This is a genomic window from Microbacterium sp. NPDC089189 (genome assembly GCF_040685095.1).
In the GTDB taxonomy this organism is placed as follows: Bacteria; Actinomycetota; Actinomycetes; order Actinomycetales; family Microbacteriaceae; genus Microbacterium.
This window is the reverse complement of sequence record NZ_JBFBHG010000006.1, coordinates 111,076-127,065: the sequence shown is the minus strand read 5'-3', so window position 1 is coordinate 127,065 and position 15,990 is coordinate 111,076. Positions and strand designations below refer to the sequence as shown.

The window sequence follows — 15,990 nt, the reverse complement described above, 5'->3', positions numbered from 1 at the left end:
CACCCGCGACCCGGGCGTCACGCGCCTCGCGCGCGGCCGGGATCAGACGAAGCGCACCCAGTTGGCGCCGCGTCCGGTCTCGGCCTGTCCGAGCAGCGACAGGGTGTTGCCGTCCACCGCATACAGCGACACCGTCGTGGACTGCTCGCCGGCGGCCACGAGGTACGCGCCGTCGGCGCTCACCCCGAATCCGCGCGGCTGCGGTTCGGTGACCGTGTACGCGTGCGGCGCGGAGAGCGTGCCGTCGGCGTTCACCGCCACGGCCCCCAGCGTGCTCCCGGTGCGCTCCGAGGCCCAGAGGTAGCGCCCCTCCGCCCCGGCGTGGAGGTCGGCGCCCCAGATCAGGTGCTCCGCGCGCGGGTCGACGCCGAAGCGGCTCACGGCGGCGCCCACCGACGGGTCGACAGCGCTGGCCGCGCCGCGGAGTTCGAGCGTGCCGGACGCGGTGTCGCGGGCGTAGTGCAACACGTCGGCGGTGAACTCGGTCAGCACGTACACCGCATCCTGCGCCGCGTTGATGACCAGGTGGCGCGGCCCGCTGCCCTCGGGTGCCGCGACCGTGGCCGGTGACAGCGGCTCGAGGCGGGCGTCGTCGGTCAGCGCGTACTGCGCGATCAGGTCGGCTCCCAGCGACACGGCATAGGCGAACCGGCCATCGGCGCTGGGCAGCACGGAGTGCAGGTTCGGGTAGGCGATGCGCGACACGGCGTCGCTGAGCACGCCGTCGGCGACGCGCCAGCTCTCGCCGTAGCCGCCGCCGTACGAGATCCCCAGCAACACGCTGCCCTCGCGTGCGAGCGCGAGGTAGTTCATCCCGCCGCCGGAGAGGTCGTGACGCGCGATCGGAGTGAGCGCGCCGCTGGCTCGGTCCAGGCGAAGCGTGACGATGCCCGCGCTGTCGTGGCCCGCGCCCGGTTTGACGCCCGCGTAGACGAGGTCGCGGTCGGCGTCGACGGCGAACGTCGACGTGCCGACCAGCCCTTCGGTCACGGCGAGGCGCTCCAGCGATCCGTCCGCGAGGCGGAAGGTGCTGATGCTGCCGTCGCCCGCGTTGGCCACGAGCACGAGGGAATCGGTCATCCCTCGATCGTAAACGGGCCGGGAAGCGGCCTACTCCGCGGCGCGGGGAGGGTTGTACATGAACTCGATCCGGATGCCGTTGTCGTCTTCGACGAACGAGGCGTAGTACCGGTCGGTGAAACGCGGGTACTCCTTCGGGTCCCGCACGGCCGACCATCCGGCCGCCAGCGCGAGGCGATGGAATCGGTCGACCTCGTCGCGGGAGTCGACGGCGAAGGCCAGGTGCTGCCATCCGACCCGACCGTGCTGGTGGGGCCCGGTGCCCGCGTCGCGTGCCGGGTAGAGGATGAACTCGGTCTCGCCGTCGCGATCCCACGACACCGAGCCGTCCGCATCGTGGCGCTGGAACCCCAACGCCTGCAGGATGGGGTCGAACTGGGCCGTGGCGCGCGGCAGGTCGTCGACGGAGATTCCGAGATGATCGAAGACGGGCATGTGCGCCAGTCTCGCGGATGCGGCGGGCCCGCGAAAGGGCGGGGGTGGGCGCCGAGGGGCTCAGCCGTCGTGGTCGCGGCCCGACGCCAGCGCCCGGCGGGCGCGTTCGGCCTCCCGCGCCGCCGTCTCCGCTGCCGCCCGCGCCGCCTCCCGCTCGGCGTCGAGGCGCGCGGCCTCGGCCTCGGCGTCGGCGGCATCCGCGTCGGCGCGCTCGAGATCGGCCCGCAGGTGCGCCGCGCGCTCTCGACGGGCATCGGCGAGTTCCCTGGCCGATGCGGCCCGCGCCTCGAGCCGCGCGAGCGCGCGTGCGGCGTCGGATGCGACGCGCTCCGCCTCGCGCGCGGCCGCCGCCGCGGCCTTCTGCGCCCGACGGGAGGCGAGCTCGTCGCGCGATGATGCGGACGGCGGCGGCGCGGCGGACGGCACGGAGCCGGCGACGAGGTCGCCGCGGTCGAGCGCGTCCACGTCACCGCCGTCGAGCGTCCGCAGCAGCCGGCCGCTGAGAACTGCGGCTGCCGCCCGTTCATCGAGGACGGCCGCGTTGATCGTGGCCGACACGGCATCCCGCGCGCCCGGGCTGAGGGTCGTTCCCCGGGCCGCCGCGAGCTCGGCCGCCCGGCGTGTCAGTGCGGCGACCACCTGACGACGCTGCCGACCGAGCGCGGTCAGCTCCCTGGCGTCGAGGTCGTCCTGGGCCTCCCGCAGCGCGGCCGACAGCTCCACGGCCTCGGCGAGATACCCCTCGCCGACGAGCAGATTGACGGCCCAGGCGGCGACGGTGGGTTTGCGCAGCGCCGTGATCTGCGCGGCCAGGGGGCCTGATGCCGCCGCGGCTCGTGCGGTCCGCGCGGCGACGAACCCCTCGGGCGCCACCCCGTACAGCGCGCGGGCCGCGTCGTCGAGCGACGCGTCGGGATCGGACATGCGCTCAGTCTGCCGCGACGTCGAGCCGTCGGCCACGCCGGACCGCGGCTCGCGAGCGAGCGGGCACCGGGCGGGGCCCGCGCGGCGGGTAGACGAGGGTCACCAGCACGACCGAGATGATCATGAGCAGGAACCAGGAGCTCAGCTTCGACAGCGACACGAGCTGCCATCCGTCGAGCTGGTTCGGATACAGCCAGGCCCCCGCCCAGGTGCCGATGTTCTCGGCCAGGTAGATCACGCTCGCGACGCCCGCGAACACGACGAGCAGCGGCACGCGGATCCGCGCCCGCCAGACGCGGGCATGCAGGATCGTGGGGGCCCAGAGCGCGAGCACCCCCACGAACAGCACCCACCGTGCATCCCACCAGAAGTGGTGCAGGAAGAAGTTGGCGTAGATCGCTGCGGCGAGGATCGCCGTCGCCCACACCGGTGGGTAGCGACGGAAGCGGATGTCGAACAGACGGTAGACGCGCACCATGTACGAGCCGACCGCCGCGTACATGAAGCCGCTGAAGAGGGGCACCCCCGCGATGCGGAGGAGGCCGCCGTCGTCGTACATCCACGACCCGGCGTCGGTCTTGAAGATCTCCATCGCGGTCCCCGTGACGTGGAACAGCACGATGACCCACAGCTCGCGGCGCGTCTCGAGCCCGCCGACGATCATTCCGATCTGGATGAGGATCGCCGCGACGGTCAGCGCATCGTTGCGCGCGAGCAACGCCTCGTCGGGATACCAGAGGCGTGCCGCAACGATGACCGCGAGCAGCAGCGCTCCGAACACGCACGCCCACGCCTGTTTGGCGAAGAACACGATCGTCTCGACGAGTGCCGCCTGCCAGCCCGTGCCCGGCGCCCGTCGCAACAGCCGATGCGCCGTCTCGTCGATCCGTCGCTCGAGACGCGTGGGCTTCTGCACGGAGCGACGGTAGGGGCCCCGGCTGAACGAGTGGTGTGCGCGCGCGTCCCGGCCCGCGCGGTCAGGGGCGGAGGGGCCACCACCGCGGCATCAGGGCGAGCACGCGGGCCGCCGCCGCATCCGCATCCGTGTCGTCCTCGCGTGTCCACACATCCATGACACCGACGAGCGCGCCCGCGATGAACGCCGCGGCCTCGGAGCGGTCGCGCCCGGCATCCGGCACGCCCGGAACACCGGTGTCGGCGAAGTAGTCCAGCGCGAGGTGCGCACGGTGGCGCTGCGCGTCGACGAGCACCGAGCGGAAAGCGCCGCGCGCCGACGACGCGAACAGGGCGCGATAAACGACACGCCTCTCGGCCAGGAGGGCGAACGTGTCGCGCAGCGCGCCGAGGTAGGCGCGCGATGCAGCCTCGGCATCACCCGATGCCGGCGAGACATCGCTCAGCGCATCGAGGTCACCCGCGAGCGTGGTGACCGCGAACCGGTGCACGTCGTCCGCGTGACGGTAGAACGTCGTGCGGTGCACCCCCGCGGCACGGCACAGCTCGGCGACCGAGATGTCGTCGAGCGGCCGCTGGGCGAGCAGACCCGCCAGCGCCGCGCGAAGGGCGGCGCTGGTGCGGGCCTGTCTCGGGTCGACCGTCACTCTTCGTAGTGTGCCAGTCCGGCCGTCTCGCCACCGTCGGCGATGAACTCGGAGCCCGTCGAGAAGCTGGAGTCGTCGCTCGCCAGGAACAACACCATCTGCGAGAGCTCGATGGCCTCGCCGATGCGGTGCAGCGCCACGTGGTTCTGGTTCACGTCGAGGCCGTCGGTCATCGGCGTGCGGATGTTGCCCGGGTGAACCGAGTTGACGCGGATGTTGTAGCGCCCGAGATCGAGCGCGGCGTTCTTGGTGAGTCCGCGCACACCGAACTTGGCGGCGTTGTAGCCGGGCAGGGCCTCGAAGCCCTGCAGTCCGGCCGTCGAGGAGACGTTGATGATCGATCCGGCGCCGCTGCGCTTGAGGGGCTCGATCGCCGCCTTGATGCCGTAGAACACGCCGGTCAGGTTGATGGCGATGATCTTGTCCCACTGCTCGAGGGCGTAGTCCTCGATCGGTGCGAAGTTGGCGATACCCGCGTTGTTCACGAGGATGTCGAGGCGCCCGAACGCGCTCTCCGCCAGTGCGACGGCGGCTTCCCAGCCGGCGTAGTCGGTGACGTCGAGGTGGACGTAACGCGCCGCGTCTCCCAGCTCGGCGGCGAGCGCCTCACCCTCGGCGTCCAGCAGATCGCCGATGACGACCTGCGCGCCTTCCTGCACGAGAAGCCGCGCGTGCGAGGCACCCATTCCGCGCGCTCCTCCGCTGATGAGCGCGACCTTGCCCTGTACTCGTCCCATGGGGAACTCCTTTCAACCCCAACTACGCTACACCTGTCGCATAGTTGGGGGCGGGGAGCCCGGAGCGTCAGTCCCAGTCGAGGTAGTCCTCGATGGCCCAGGATGTGGGCACCACGTGCGACGCGGGGAACATGTGGCGCGCGCCCTCGACCGTCACGACGCTGACGCTCGCGGGTGCCGCCGCCTGCAGGGCCTCGCCGTTGGCGACAGGGGCGACCGGGTCGTCACCGCCCTGCACCACGAGGACCGGAACGCCGCTCGCGACCGCGGGGTACTCCCCCGCCAGGGCGTCACGGACGGCCTGCTGCAGCGGGGCGACCTCGGGGTCGCGCACCGAGTCGGGGATCTTCGACCAGTCGAGCGCGTCGGGTGCGCTCGCCGCGCCCTCGACACCCAGCAGCAGCACACCGCTGACCCGGTCGGGGTGCCCGGCCGTCAGGGCGCGGGCGATCGTGCCGCCGAACGCATGCCCGCCGACCCACGCCTGCGACACCTCGAGGTGGTCGAGGACGTCGACGACGTCCTGCGCGAGATCGTCCAGCGAGACGGCCGCGTCCGACGGACGCCGCGACCCGACCTGCACGACGCGGAAGTCCTCCTGCGCCACCGAGTGGGCGAGTCCGTCCAGATAGCTGATGTTGAACCCCAGGGCGGGGAGGAGCACGAGCGCCGGCCCCTCACCGTCGACGGCGTAGGGAATCGCACGCCCGTCGGGCTCGAAGATCTGGGGGTCCGTCATGTCGGGCGTCCTCTCGCGGAGCGGCTTCTGGGGGCGTGCGACATCCGGCGAACGGAGCCGACGCCGGCGGCGGCGCGCACACGCACCGCGCCTTCAGAATTTACCAGCCGGGTGATCGACGACTCGATCCGCCCGTACCGCACGCGTGCCGAGCGGCGCCGACATCCGCCCGCGGGCGACGGACCGGCCGGTACCACCAGACCCTCCCTGCGGGGCGCGCGGGCGCGTAGCGTCGAGAGCATGGACCACCGCAGCGAGGTGCGCGAATTCCTCTCCAGCCGCAGGAACCGACTCACGCCCGACCGCGCCGGGCTTCCCGCGTACGGCGGGAATCGCCGCGTTCCGGGGCTGCGACGCGAGGAGGTCGCCCTGTTGTCGGGCGTCAGCGTCGACTACTACACCCGGCTCGAACGAGGCGATCTCTCCGGCGCGTCCGACAGCGTGCTCGACGCGGTGGGGCGCGCCCTGCAGCTGGACGATGCCGAAACGGCGCATCTGTTCGACCTCGCCCGCACCGCGAACGCCTCTCCGACCGCGCGGCGACCGCGGGCGCGCGCCGATGCCCTGCGACCGAGCATCGTGCGGCTGCTCGCGGCAATCACCGATGCCCCGGCGATGATTCGCAACAACTACTTCGACTACCTCGCCGCGAATCCGCTCGGGCGCGCTCTGTACGCGCCGCTCTTCGCGGAGCCCGCGCCCAACAGCGCACGGTTCGCGTTCTTGAACCCCGCCGCACCGGACTTCTACCTCGAGTGGGAGAAAAACACCCGGGACCTCGTGGCGACCATGCGCGGCGAGGCCGGTCGGAACCCCTACGACAAACGCCTCACCGACCTCGTCGGAGAGCTGTCGACCCGCTCCGACCGCTTCCGCACACTGTGGGCCGCGCACAACGTGCGCTACCACCGCACGGGCGTGAAGCGCCTGCGGCATCCGGTCGTCGGCGAGCTGGAACTCACCTACGAGACGCTCGACCTGCCCGCCGACCCGGGTCTGACGCTCACGACGTACACGGCCGAGCCGGGCACACCCTCGGCCGATGCCCTGCGCCTGCTCGGGAGTTGGTCGGCCACGACCGCACCCGAGACGTCTCGGCAGCCACAGAGGGAATGACAGACCCTCCCTCCCGAGGGAGCCCCGCCATAGCGTGGTCGATATGAGCACGACACCCCTGACCCTCAACAACCGGATCGAGATGCCGCGCATCGGATTCGGTGTGTTCCAGTCCTCGCCCGAGGAGACCGCCGCAGCCGTGGCCGAAGCTCTGCGCGTGGGATACCGGCACATCGACACCGCCGCGGCCTACGGCAACGAGCGCCAGGTCGGCGAAGCCATCGCCGCATCGGGCCTCGACCGCGCCGAGGTCTTCATCGAGACCAAGGTGTGGATCAGCGACTACGGCTACGACGAGACGCTGCACGCCTTCGAGAAGTCCACGCGGAAGCTCGGCGTGGAGCATCTCGATCTCCTGATTCTGCACCAGCCGCTGCCGAGCGCCTTCGACCGCACGCTGGCCGCGTACCGCGCACTCGAGAAGCTCTCCGCCGACGGCGCCGTCCGCGCGATCGGCGTGAGCAACTTCATGCCCGAGCACCTCACCCGTCTCCTCGACGTCGCCGACGTGGTTCCCGCCGTCAATCAGATCGAGATCCATCCGTACTTCCAGCAGAAGGACCTCCTCGCCCTCGACACGCAGCACGGCATCGTGAACCAGGCGTGGTCACCGATCGGCGGCATCACCTTCTATCCGGGCTACGGCGACGACCGCAAGAGCACTCTCGACGACCCGACGCTGCAAGAGATCGCTCGCACGCACGACAAGACCACCGCGCAGGTCATGCTGCGGTGGCACATCCAGGAGGGCCGCTCCGTGATCCCGAAGTCGGTGACACCGGCGCGCATCGCCGCGAACATCGATGTCTTCGACTTCTCGTTGACGCCCGACGAGCTGGCCCGGATCGACGCGCTCGAGACCGGCCGGCGCGGCGGCCCCGACCCCGATGTGATCACGCTCGACGCCTTCGGGCGCGCGATCCCGGAAGCGTGAGGCGCGACCCCGTGTCCGCCTGGACCGCTGACGAGCTCGCCGAACTCGATGCCGCATCCGAGATCCGTGTCGCCGGGAGCCGCAAGGACGGATCGCTCCGCGGCTTCCGGATCATCTGGCACGTGGTCGTCGAGGGCGCGCTGTACGCGCGCTCGGTCAACGGGCCGGACGCCGCGTGGTACGTCGGCGTGCAGCGTCAGTCGGCCGGCGCGATCCGCTGGGATGGCCACGAACGGGAGGTTTGGTATGCGGACGACTCCTCGCACGATGACGACGTCGACGAGGCCTACCGCACCAAGTACGGCAACGGGTCACCCACGCAGGCACTCAACCGCGCGCCGGCCCGAGGCACGACACTGCGCATCGATCCGCGCTGACCGGAGACGCCGGCCCGCCCGGCGGTACATCGTTTGCTGAGTTCAGCAGATGATGTACTGTCGGACCATGCCGACCGTCACCCCTGTCGCGACCGCCACGCACACGGCGGCGCTCGCGCGCCTCGGACACGCCCTCTCGGACTCGACACGCGCGGGCGTCCTGCTGGCGCTGCGTGAGGCACCGGCGTATCCGTCCGACCTCGCCGATGCGCTGGGGGTATCCCGCCAGGTGATGTCGAACCAGCTCGCCTGCCTGCGCGGCTGCGGGCTCGTCGACGCCGTGCCCGACGGACGGCGCACGTGGTACCGGCTCGCCGACACCCACCTCGCGCCCGCCCTCGACGAGATGCTGCGCGTCGTGCTCTACGTCGAACCCGGCTGCTGCGCCGGCGACAACTGCACGTGCGCATGACCGGCACGACCGCGCCCCCGACGGGCGATCGACGCCACGTGCTGCAGCGCCGGATCCGCTGGATCGTCACGGCGACCATCGCCTACAACGTCGTCGAAGCCGTCGTGGCGATCACGGCCGGCACCGTGGCCTCGTCCGCCGCACTCATCGGGTTCGGATTGGACTCCACCATCGAGGTGCTGTCGGCCGCGGCCGTGGCGTGGCAGTTCACGCGCCGAGACCCGGAACGCTGGGAGAAGGGGACGCTGCGCGTCATCGCGATCGCCTTCTTCGCGCTCGCCGCCTACGTGACCGCGTCCTCCGTCCTCGCTCTCGCGGGCCGGGGCGAGGTCGAACACTCCCCCGTCGGCATCGTGATCACCGCGCTCAGCGTCATGATCATGCCGTTCCTCTCGCTCGCCGAGCGTCGCGCCGGCCAGGAGCTGGGCTCGGCGACCGCCGTCGCCGACTCGAAGCAGACCCTGATCTGCACCTACCTGTCGGCCGCCGTTCTGATCGGTCTCGTCCTCAACAGTCTCTTCGGATGGTGGTGGGCCGACGCGATCGCCGGTCTCGTGATCGCGGCCTTCGCCGTCCGCGAGGGCATCGAGGCGTGGCGCGGCGATGCGTGCGCCACCTCGGTGGGGATGCTGCTCGAGGACGATGACGACGACGGGCACGACCACCACGGGCACGTGGGATGACCGAGGATGTCGGCATGAGCAGCATCCGGAGGCCGCGCCGGCCCGACGTCACAGAGCTCGACCTCATCGGCGGCCCCGAGGCCCTCACGGTGACGCTTCACGACTACGACGACCGGTGGCCGGGCATGTACCTCGCGCACCGAAAGCGGATCCTCGACGCGCTCTCCGAAGCGGCCACCGGGATCGAGCACATCGGCTCCACGTCGGTGCCCGGGCTCGCGGCGAAACCGATCATCGACCTCGTGGTCACGGTCGACGACGTCACGGCCGAAGAGGACTATCTCCCCGCCCTCCTCGCCGCGGGCTATCGGCTGCGGGTGCGGGAACCCGGGCACCGCCTGGTGCGCACACCCGAACGAGACGTCCACGTGCACATCTACGACGCCGCTGCGCCTGCGGTCGACGAGTACCTGCTCCTGCGTGATCGCCTGCGCGACGATCCGGACGACCGCGCGCTGTACGAACGCACGAAACGCGACCTGCTCACCCGCCGATGGGACGACATGAACGCGTACGCGAACGCGAAGACCGACGTCATCCGCGCCATCAAGGACCGCGCGCGGAGTGCCCGCGGACGATGAGACGACGCATCGCACCGCGTCGCGATGGCGCTCGGATGCGATGACGAGGGTGCGGTCAGAACGCGGTCAGACCCTTGCCGACCAGGACGACGCCGATCACGAGCAGCAGCACCGTCATGACCGCGGCATTGTTGCGCAGCAGCCACGTGTGCATCGACTCGAGCGGCTTCGCCATCCTCTTCGCCGCGAACACGTATCCCAGGACAGGGATCAGAACCGAGGATGACGCGAGCAGGGTGAACGCGGCGATCAGGGCCGCCTGGCTCCCGACACTCAGCCCACCGGAGCCGACCGCCATGCCCGCGGCGATGCTCATCAGCAGATTCTTGGGGTTGACCGCGACCAGGGCGAAGCCCAGGAGAAGGGCGCGCACCGCGGTCATCGAGTCGACGGCGGCCATCCACGCCGGGAGCGTCTGCTCCCCCTCGCGAGGGGGACGGGAACGCCATTGCCGCCCCGCGAGGAGCAGGAGAACGGTGCCGAGCACGATCCGGATCGCACCGGTCACCGGCGTCGCCCCGTCGCCCCCTCCGTGCGGAACGATCGATGCGAGCAGCGTGAAGGCCGACACGGCCACCACGACGCCGACCACCCAGCCGATGAGGAAGCCGACGCCCGTCGACCTCGCCCGCGGCGACAGCAGCATCAGGATCGCGGCGATGATCGGGACTGGACTGATCGCGATCCCCACGGCCAACGGCAGCAGTTCTCCGAGCACAGCAGTCATCGGGATGTCTTCCTCGTCGGGGCACGCCCGCGCCGGTGGCACGACCGGACCGTGAGCGGTCTCAGGTGAAGCGCCGGCGCAGCCGATCGATGTCGACGGCCGTGAGTCCGAGGCCGTCGGTGGCGTACCCCTCGATCGTGCCGAACTGCGCGCGCACCTGCGCGAAGGCGGCGCGGAGGTAGCTCTCGCGTACGCCCAGGACCGGCATCAGCACCTCCCGTCCGACGCCCGCCTCCTCCGCGCGTCGGAAGACCGGCTCGAGGGCGGGAAGCAGATCGACGTTGGTCCGGAGGTAGTCGGCGAAGACATCGTCCTCATCGACTCCGAGCAGGGTGAGGATCGACGCCGCCGCCCATCCGGTGCGGTCCTTACCGGTCGTGCAGTGGAACAGCGCCGCGCCGTGGCGCTCGTCGTCGATGAGCCCGAGGGAGAGGGCGCGATAGGCGGCCAGCGCGGACGGCAGCCGCACGATGTCACGGTAGGTGTCCTCGAAGAGCTGCTCCGCCTGCCCGCCCTCGAGCGATGCGGCGAACGCGCGCGGATCGGCCGCGAGGTCGCCCAGTCGCGCCGCGACGCTGAGCGAGCTGCCGGCGAGCACATCCAGCGCGACGCGACGCGTCCCCTCCGGAAGTCGGTCGGGCTGCGCGAGGACCTCGTCGGCCGTCCGCAGGTCGTAGACGGTCGTGATGCCGAGCGCGGCGATGCGCGGCAGATCGCGGTCGGTGAGCGATGCGAGTCCTGCGGAGCGGTAGAGCACCCCCGACCGGATCGGGCCGTGCGGTGTGCGCAGGCCACCCAGATCGCGCAGGTTCGGCGCGCTGGCGATCGCCATGCCGCGGTGCGACCGGTCGGTCACGGGGTGCCGCTTCGGATCGGCTCGGGTCGGGGCGCGCGCCACGACCCGTCGAGCACGGCGGCGCGAGGACGATAGAGACGGATCGTGTAGTTCCAGCCGGGCATGATGGCGAGAGCGTTCGGGAAGGCTCCCGGATGCTCGCCGAAGTGCACCGAGACGCCGCCGTCGGCGTCGCGCACGGCGGTGATGCTGTTGATGCTGTTGACCCCGAGTTCGTTCGGCTCGAAGTATCCCGCCGCGTTGTACAGCGACACTGACCAGAACGCATCGACCGGCACATCCCTCAGCCGCAGACGATAGTCGGCGACGGGAAGCCCCTCGTCGACGCTGAGGTAGGTCGCCTCGTACTCGGGCAGGCCTCCCCAGCCCCCGGCGGCTCCCAGCAGGTGCATGACCGGGTCGACCTCATCCCGCGTGCCGAACGCGCGGTCGTAGGTCGAGATCCCGCGGCCGAGCGCCAGCAGCGCATCGCGCGTCGCCGATTGGGAGGCCGTGTCGTACGACGGCAGCGGGAACTCCCCCGCGCCTCCGCCCTGCAGGAGCAGTGCGTCCTGCAGCCGATTCACCTCGGCGACGTCCTCGGGGTCGTTCGGGTCCACGAGGATCCGCACCAGGATCGCGGCGTAGTCGGTTCCGACGACGTCGCGCGTCAGCCGGTGCTCGCCCGCCTCACGCAGGATAGCGGGGCCGAAGTGGTCCTGGTTGATGACGAAGACCGAGATGTACCTCTCGCCCGTCTCCGGCAGAGTGACCGTCAGCCCCGCGCGCACGTCGACGATCGCGCTGCTGTAGAGCGTGTCCCGGTTCTGCCGGATGACCGGCTGATCGTCGAGCCCCTTCAGCCCTCGGGTGTGATTCCACTCCCCGAGGCCACGGCCCGCCGCCAGGCGCGAGAACATGAGGTCGGACTCCGCCCGGGCGAAGTTCCGGACGTTGACGGTCGTGGCGGACATGACTTCCTCACGGTGACGGGCCAGGGGACGCGAGGCGCGCTCCGGCACCTCGCGGCCAGTCTCGCGGGTGAGGGATGACGACCGACGCGGCCTCATCCTTCGAGGATGAGGCGGCGAGACGGCAGGGCAGCCGCACCGTCCCGCCGCCGATATCGTGGGGGCATGAGCGACGCCGTGCGGCAGCAGCCCGCGTCCGGCGATGCCGCGCACATCCGGACCGTGCTTCGCAAGAACTGGCTGCGCCTTCTGCTCGAATCGCACACCGACGAGCTCGAGCGGCTCTGCATCGCGCACCCCGAGCCGAGCGACCCGCACGTGCTCCTCATCCGCGCCTGCTGCCGTGATGTGGTCGGGGACGCGTACGGCGCGACGTTCCTCCGCGGGCAGGGGATGCGGGTCGCCGCGGACGATTTCGTCGCCTGCTTCACGGAGCTCCTGCTCGCCGAGGATGCTCCGACGAAGGCCGCGGTCGCCGATCGAGCGCGGCAGGCGCTCGCCCAGTGCGGCCCGGACGACGACTACCCGTCTGCGCTGTTCCTGCTGGGCTGGACAGAGGTACGGCTCCGCCGCGATCCGGCCGCTGCGATCGCCCTGCTCCGCTCGGCAGCCGACGAGGCACGCCTGCAGGAACGCCCCGAGACGCTGCGGCTGGCGCGATCGAACCTCGCGTTCGCCCTCACCCAGGCGGGACTCTTCACCGAGGCCGAGCAGGTGCTCGACGCGCTTCCGGCCATGCCGGCGCCCTCCGACTGGGATCGTTTCGAGGGCGGGCTGCCCGAAGCCAACCGTGGATGCATCGCGTACTGGCGGGGCGATTTCGCGGGAGCGACCGCTCACCTCGATCCGATCATCGTGGACGGCAGCGCCGGCACGAACTTCGAGGCGCTCGCCCGCCTCTACCTGGGGATGAGCGTGGTCGCGCTGCGGCAGCAGGAGCGTTTCGACGCCACCCTGCACCTGCTGGCCGGAGTGAGCACGACAGACAAGCACGGCGTCCCCTGGGACACGCTGCGCCGCGTCGCGGCGGCGTGGCTCGCACATGCCGCCGGCGACGACGATCGTGCCCGGGAGCTGGCGGCGCCCGCGCTCGCGCGCGCGGGCGCGCCGGTCGCGCACGCCCTGCTCGCCGAGTTGTACCGCCTCCTGGGCGACCGGGAGCGCGCGGCTCGTGCGCTGAGCCTCGCCGCGTCGACGCGCATGCCCCGGTACGCACGGGTGAGCACCCTCGTGACGTCCGCGGCGCTGGCCGCCGTCGGCGGGCACGGCGGCCAGGCGCACGAGCACCTCGACCTCGCGCTCGACGCCGCAGCACCCGAACGGATCCTCGCCCCGTTCCTGACCGGCGACGCCGTGGTGGCCGACCTGCTGGATGCGCACGCCCACCGAGGATCTCGTCACCGGGATTTCCTGCAGACCGTGCTCGAGCAGCGCGCGCGGCTCTCGACGCATGTGTCGGGTGTCTTCACCCCCCGGGAGCGGGACGTGCTCGCGTGCCTGCGCACGACGATGACCGGCGACGAGATCTCGGCGCACCTGGGGATCGCGTATCCGACCGTGAAGACCCACATCCGATCGATCTATCGCAAGCTCGGCGTCACCTCGCGACGCGACGCCGTCCGCGCCGCCGACGCCCGGTAGGACGCGATCCTGCCTCGTCCGTGACATCGACCTCATCCGCGAAGGATGACGACGTCGCCGCGGCGTTCCCCACCCGAGCAGCATGGCTTCGATACGAGGCGCCCGCCGCCCGCCCCGACCCGCGCCGCGGCAGCGCCCACCCCGATGGAGAAGGAAAGACCACTATGCAGTTCTGGGAGATTCTCGGCTGGATGCTCTGGGCCGTCGTGTTCGTCGGCTACCTGTTCGCGCTCTTCGCGATCGTCGCCGACCTGTTCCGCGACCACACACTGAACGGGTGGTGGAAGGCAGTGTGGGTGGTCTTCCTGGTCTTCGTGCCCTTCCTCACCGCCCTGATCTACCTCATCGCCCGCGGACAGGGCATGGCCGTCCGCAGCGATCGGGCCGCTCGAGAGGCTCACAGCGCCACCGAGTCGTACATCCAGCGGGTCGCCGGCAAGAGCCCGGCCGACGAGATCGCCGCCGCCGCGGGCCTGCTCGCGGCCGGCTCCATCACGGCGGACGAGTTCACGGTGCTGAAGGCCAAGGCGCTGTCGTGACGTGATCGGCCGCTCGTGCGGTCGGTCTATCGTGTGGCTATGAGGGCGAGCGCGGTCGAGGCGGGCGACGGCCCTGCGGACGCGGTTCCCGCGGCATCCACTCGTCGGCAGCCCTCGTTCTGGCGGTCGGTGGTCGCCGTGGCGGCGACCGCCCTCCTCATGCTCGTCGTCGACTACGCGGTCTCGTCCGCGACGATCGTCGCCCTGTTCTCGGGTTCCCTGCCGGGGATCGCGATCACCGTCGTGGTCGGGTTCCTGGTGCTCTCGGGGTCGGTGATCGCCGTGTGCGCAGCCATCACGGGTCGACGGACGATCGTCGGCGCGGTCGCTGTCACAGCGCTGCTGACCGCAGTGGGCGCCTACGGATTCGCCACCGGAATCCTCAGCCCGTTGCCGATGCAGGTCGACGTCCTCCGGCATCTCGCCGTCTGCGGGATGTCGGCCGCCGCGCTGGGGGTCTTCCTGGGCCCGTGGCCGCTGCGCCTTCTGGGCGCGGCGGCCGCAGCGGGCCTGATCGCGCTGCTCCTCCTCACGCCCACGCCCGCCGAGACGGCGACCGCCGAACGCGCGCAGCAACGGGTCGACGACCTGGATGCGGCACGATCGGCCTTCCTCGCGTCCGCCCGGTTCCCGCTCGTGACCGACCTGCCGGGCTGGAGCACCGTCGAGGTGCGGGCCACCGGCTCGGACGCCGCGACGTGGATGCGCAGTGATAGCGGCGCCGTGGCACGCGTCATCGTGCAGTGGGACGTGCCCAATCCGGACCCGCACGCTCCGTGCAACCTGATCGGGGGTCCGGGACTCGACTGGGACCGCGGCTTCGAGGAGTTCCCCTCCTGGTGCGTACGCACGGGCGACCAGTGGGCCCGCGCGGACGGAACGGCCGTCTACGTCCTGGATGCCGGGACGGCGCTGTGGATCATCGGGCTCGATGGGTACGACGCGGAACGCGTCGGCGGGACGACCGCCGCAGACGCCGAGGACATCGCCCTGCTCATCCCCTCGCTCCATCCCATGGCCCGCACGGATGTGGAGACCCACATCCTGCCGACCTACGACGGCATCAACAGCCCGGAGGTCCGTCTGCCCGGCTTCTGAGACGGTCGGACGCGGCTGTCGCGCCGTCCTGCTGCACCGAGGTGACGTTCATTCCCGGTCGGCAGCGCCGAACTCACAGCGGTAGGGGCCGATCGTCGACGATCGTGCGCATGACGAGCGTGGTGTTGAGCCGCTGGACACCCGGGAGCGCACTGAGCTGCTCGTCATAGATCCGCTGGAAGTGATCGAGATCCGCTGCGACGACACGCAGGAGGTAGTCGGGCTCGCCGAACAGCCGCTGCGCATCGATGACATGGGGTATCGCCGCGGCCCCGGTCTCGAAGGCGGCGATCGCGTCTCGGGTCGCTTCCCTCATCGTCACGAACACGAGCGTCTGAAACCCGAACCCCGCGGCGGGGGGATCGATGACCGCCCGGTAGCCCGAGATGATGCCTGCGCGTTCCAGATCACGAAGTCGACGATGGCAGGGAGAAACGGTCAGCCGCACCCGAGCAGCGAGGTCGGTGAGCGACTGCCGGCCATCCCGTTGAAGCTCCGCAAGAATCTGTCGGTCTATGGCGTCCACAGCGTGGATCTTTCCACAGATCATCGCGAAGGAAACAGAAGTTGCAATCGCTTCGCTCGGAACTTTTCCTAAC

The 15,990-nt window shown here is 70.9% G+C and carries 20 protein-coding genes; 9 read left to right on the top strand and 11 right to left on the bottom strand.

The features are described 5' to 3' along the window. Positions 1-42: 42 nt before the first annotated feature. The 7 genes from AB0N73_RS05415 to AB0N73_RS05385 all read right to left on the bottom strand — a co-directional run bounded on the left by AB0N73_RS05415 (position 43) and on the right by AB0N73_RS05385 (position 5,477). Entirely contained in the window at positions 43-1,080 is a 1,038-nt protein-coding gene (locus tag AB0N73_RS05415) for a beta-propeller fold lactonase family protein (RefSeq protein WP_363561149.1), read from the bottom strand. Positions 1,081-1,110: 30 nt separating this feature from the next. Continuing rightward, positions 1,111-1,515: a VOC family protein gene (locus AB0N73_RS05410; protein WP_363561147.1), complete on the bottom strand. Its 405-nt coding sequence runs from the start codon at positions 1,513-1,515 to the stop codon at positions 1,111-1,113. Between the two features lie 60 nt (positions 1,516-1,575). Then, entirely contained in the window at positions 1,576-2,439 is an 864-nt protein-coding gene (locus AB0N73_RS05405) for a transposase (protein ID WP_363561145.1), read from the bottom strand. Between the two features lie 4 nt (positions 2,440-2,443). Then, complete coding sequence (locus AB0N73_RS05400; protein WP_363561143.1) at positions 2,444-3,355, bottom strand: DUF817 domain-containing protein; 912 nt, start codon at positions 3,353-3,355, stop codon at positions 2,444-2,446. A 61-nt stretch (positions 3,356-3,416) separates the two neighbouring features. Beyond that, a complete protein-coding gene (locus AB0N73_RS05395) occupies positions 3,417-4,001 on the bottom strand; it encodes a TetR/AcrR family transcriptional regulator (protein ID WP_363561141.1) in 585 nt (194 codons plus the stop codon). Beyond that, the gene (locus AB0N73_RS05390) at positions 3,998-4,738 is read right to left on the bottom strand and encodes an SDR family oxidoreductase (RefSeq protein ID WP_363561139.1); all 741 of its coding nucleotides are present in this window, start codon (positions 4,736-4,738) and stop codon (positions 3,998-4,000) included. The genes AB0N73_RS05395 and AB0N73_RS05390 overlap by 4 nt, the downstream gene beginning before the upstream one ends. Before the next feature lie 67 nt (positions 4,739-4,805). Beyond that, entirely contained in the window at positions 4,806-5,477 is a 672-nt protein-coding gene (locus tag AB0N73_RS05385; RefSeq protein ID WP_363561137.1) for an alpha/beta hydrolase, read from the bottom strand. Positions 5,478-5,717: 240 nt separating this feature from the next. Here AB0N73_RS05385 and AB0N73_RS05380 point away from each other — a divergent pair, with 240 nt between their 5' ends. From AB0N73_RS05380 to AB0N73_RS05355, 6 genes are all read left to right on the top strand, one after another. Next, positions 5,718-6,593, top strand: a complete 876-nt coding sequence (locus AB0N73_RS05380; protein ID WP_363561135.1) for a helix-turn-helix transcriptional regulator — start codon at positions 5,718-5,720, stop codon at positions 6,591-6,593. A gap of 43 nt (positions 6,594-6,636) precedes the next feature. After that, positions 6,637-7,527, top strand: a complete 891-nt coding sequence (locus AB0N73_RS05375) for an aldo/keto reductase (protein WP_363561133.1) — start codon at positions 6,637-6,639, stop codon at positions 7,525-7,527. Between the two features lie 11 nt (positions 7,528-7,538). Continuing rightward, positions 7,539-7,904 (top strand): DUF2255 family protein, encoded by a 366-nt coding sequence (locus AB0N73_RS05370; protein WP_363561131.1) that lies wholly within the window; start codon positions 7,539-7,541, stop codon positions 7,902-7,904. A 67-nt stretch (positions 7,905-7,971) separates the two neighbouring features. Beyond that, entirely contained in the window at positions 7,972-8,316 is a 345-nt protein-coding gene (locus AB0N73_RS05365; RefSeq protein WP_363561129.1) for a metalloregulator ArsR/SmtB family transcription factor, read from the top strand. Continuing rightward, positions 8,313-8,999, top strand: a complete 687-nt coding sequence (locus AB0N73_RS05360) for a cation transporter (RefSeq protein ID WP_363561127.1) — start codon at positions 8,313-8,315, stop codon at positions 8,997-8,999. Before AB0N73_RS05365 ends, AB0N73_RS05360 begins: the two co-directional genes overlap by 4 nt. A gap of 14 nt (positions 9,000-9,013) precedes the next feature. After that, positions 9,014-9,580 (top strand): GrpB family protein, encoded by a 567-nt coding sequence (locus AB0N73_RS05355; protein WP_363561125.1) that lies wholly within the window; start codon positions 9,014-9,016, stop codon positions 9,578-9,580. A gap of 55 nt (positions 9,581-9,635) precedes the next feature. Here the strand turns inward: AB0N73_RS05355 and AB0N73_RS05350 are convergent, their stop codons facing one another. The 3 genes from AB0N73_RS05350 to AB0N73_RS05340 all read right to left on the bottom strand — a co-directional run bounded on the left by AB0N73_RS05350 (position 9,636) and on the right by AB0N73_RS05340 (position 12,116). Next, the gene (locus AB0N73_RS05350; RefSeq protein ID WP_363561123.1) at positions 9,636-10,307 is read right to left on the bottom strand and encodes a GAP family protein; all 672 of its coding nucleotides are present in this window, start codon (positions 10,305-10,307) and stop codon (positions 9,636-9,638) included. 61 nt (positions 10,308-10,368) lie between these two features. Further along, positions 10,369-11,163, bottom strand: coding sequence for a tyrosine-protein phosphatase (locus tag AB0N73_RS05345; RefSeq protein ID WP_363561121.1), 795 nt, complete (start codon positions 11,161-11,163; stop codon positions 10,369-10,371). Continuing rightward, positions 11,160-12,116 (bottom strand): DUF1214 domain-containing protein, encoded by a 957-nt coding sequence (locus AB0N73_RS05340; RefSeq protein WP_363561119.1) that lies wholly within the window; start codon positions 12,114-12,116, stop codon positions 11,160-11,162. The genes AB0N73_RS05345 and AB0N73_RS05340 overlap by 4 nt, the downstream gene beginning before the upstream one ends. Before the next feature lie 162 nt (positions 12,117-12,278). Here AB0N73_RS05340 and AB0N73_RS05335 point away from each other — a divergent pair, with 162 nt between their 5' ends. From AB0N73_RS05335 to AB0N73_RS05325, 3 genes are all read left to right on the top strand, one after another. After that, the gene (locus AB0N73_RS05335) at positions 12,279-13,754 is read left to right on the top strand and encodes a LuxR C-terminal-related transcriptional regulator (protein WP_363561117.1); all 1,476 of its coding nucleotides are present in this window, start codon (positions 12,279-12,281) and stop codon (positions 13,752-13,754) included. Between the two features lie 164 nt (positions 13,755-13,918). Beyond that, positions 13,919-14,293, top strand: a complete 375-nt coding sequence (locus AB0N73_RS05330) for a PLDc N-terminal domain-containing protein (RefSeq protein ID WP_363561115.1) — start codon at positions 13,919-13,921, stop codon at positions 14,291-14,293. Positions 14,294-14,332: 39 nt separating this feature from the next. Next, entirely contained in the window at positions 14,333-15,391 is a 1,059-nt protein-coding gene (locus AB0N73_RS05325; RefSeq protein WP_363561113.1) for a hypothetical protein, read from the top strand. Positions 15,392-15,464: 73 nt separating this feature from the next. Here the strand turns inward: AB0N73_RS05325 and AB0N73_RS05320 are convergent, their stop codons facing one another. Then, positions 15,465-15,941, bottom strand: a complete 477-nt coding sequence (locus tag AB0N73_RS05320; RefSeq protein WP_363561111.1) for an Lrp/AsnC family transcriptional regulator — start codon at positions 15,939-15,941, stop codon at positions 15,465-15,467. Positions 15,942-15,990 lie beyond the last annotated feature (49 nt).

Coding starts and splice junctions, on each gene's coding strand:
- AB0N73_RS05405 (WP_363561145.1), bottom strand. CDS start 2,439: ATGTCCGATCCCGACGCGTCGCTCGACGACGCGGCCCGCGCGCTGTAC.
- AB0N73_RS05390 (WP_363561139.1), bottom strand. CDS start 4,738: ATGGGACGAGTACAGGGCAAGGTCGCGCTCATCAGCGGAGGAGCGCGC.
- AB0N73_RS05325 (WP_363561113.1), top strand. CDS start 14,333: ATGAGGGCGAGCGCGGTCGAGGCGGGCGACGGCCCTGCGGACGCGGTT.
- AB0N73_RS05320 (WP_363561111.1), bottom strand. CDS start 15,941: ATGATCTGTGGAAAGATCCACGCTGTGGACGCCATAGACCGACAGATT.
- AB0N73_RS05335 (WP_363561117.1), top strand. CDS start 12,279: ATGAGCGACGCCGTGCGGCAGCAGCCCGCGTCCGGCGATGCCGCGCAC.
- AB0N73_RS05380 (WP_363561135.1), top strand. CDS start 5,718: ATGGACCACCGCAGCGAGGTGCGCGAATTCCTCTCCAGCCGCAGGAAC.
- AB0N73_RS05365 (WP_363561129.1), top strand. CDS start 7,972: ATGCCGACCGTCACCCCTGTCGCGACCGCCACGCACACGGCGGCGCTC.
- AB0N73_RS05360 (WP_363561127.1), top strand. CDS start 8,313: ATGACCGGCACGACCGCGCCCCCGACGGGCGATCGACGCCACGTGCTG.
- AB0N73_RS05385 (WP_363561137.1), bottom strand. CDS start 5,477: ATGACGGACCCCCAGATCTTCGAGCCCGACGGGCGTGCGATTCCCTAC.
- AB0N73_RS05375 (WP_363561133.1), top strand. CDS start 6,637: ATGAGCACGACACCCCTGACCCTCAACAACCGGATCGAGATGCCGCGC.
- AB0N73_RS05355 (WP_363561125.1), top strand. CDS start 9,014: ATGAGCAGCATCCGGAGGCCGCGCCGGCCCGACGTCACAGAGCTCGAC.
- AB0N73_RS05340 (WP_363561119.1), bottom strand. CDS start 12,116: ATGTCCGCCACGACCGTCAACGTCCGGAACTTCGCCCGGGCGGAGTCC.
- AB0N73_RS05350 (WP_363561123.1), bottom strand. CDS start 10,307: ATGACTGCTGTGCTCGGAGAACTGCTGCCGTTGGCCGTGGGGATCGCG.
- AB0N73_RS05410 (WP_363561147.1), bottom strand. CDS start 1,515: ATGCCCGTCTTCGATCATCTCGGAATCTCCGTCGACGACCTGCCGCGC.
- AB0N73_RS05330 (WP_363561115.1), top strand. CDS start 13,919: ATGCAGTTCTGGGAGATTCTCGGCTGGATGCTCTGGGCCGTCGTGTTC.
- AB0N73_RS05415 (WP_363561149.1), bottom strand. CDS start 1,080: ATGACCGATTCCCTCGTGCTCGTGGCCAACGCGGGCGACGGCAGCATC.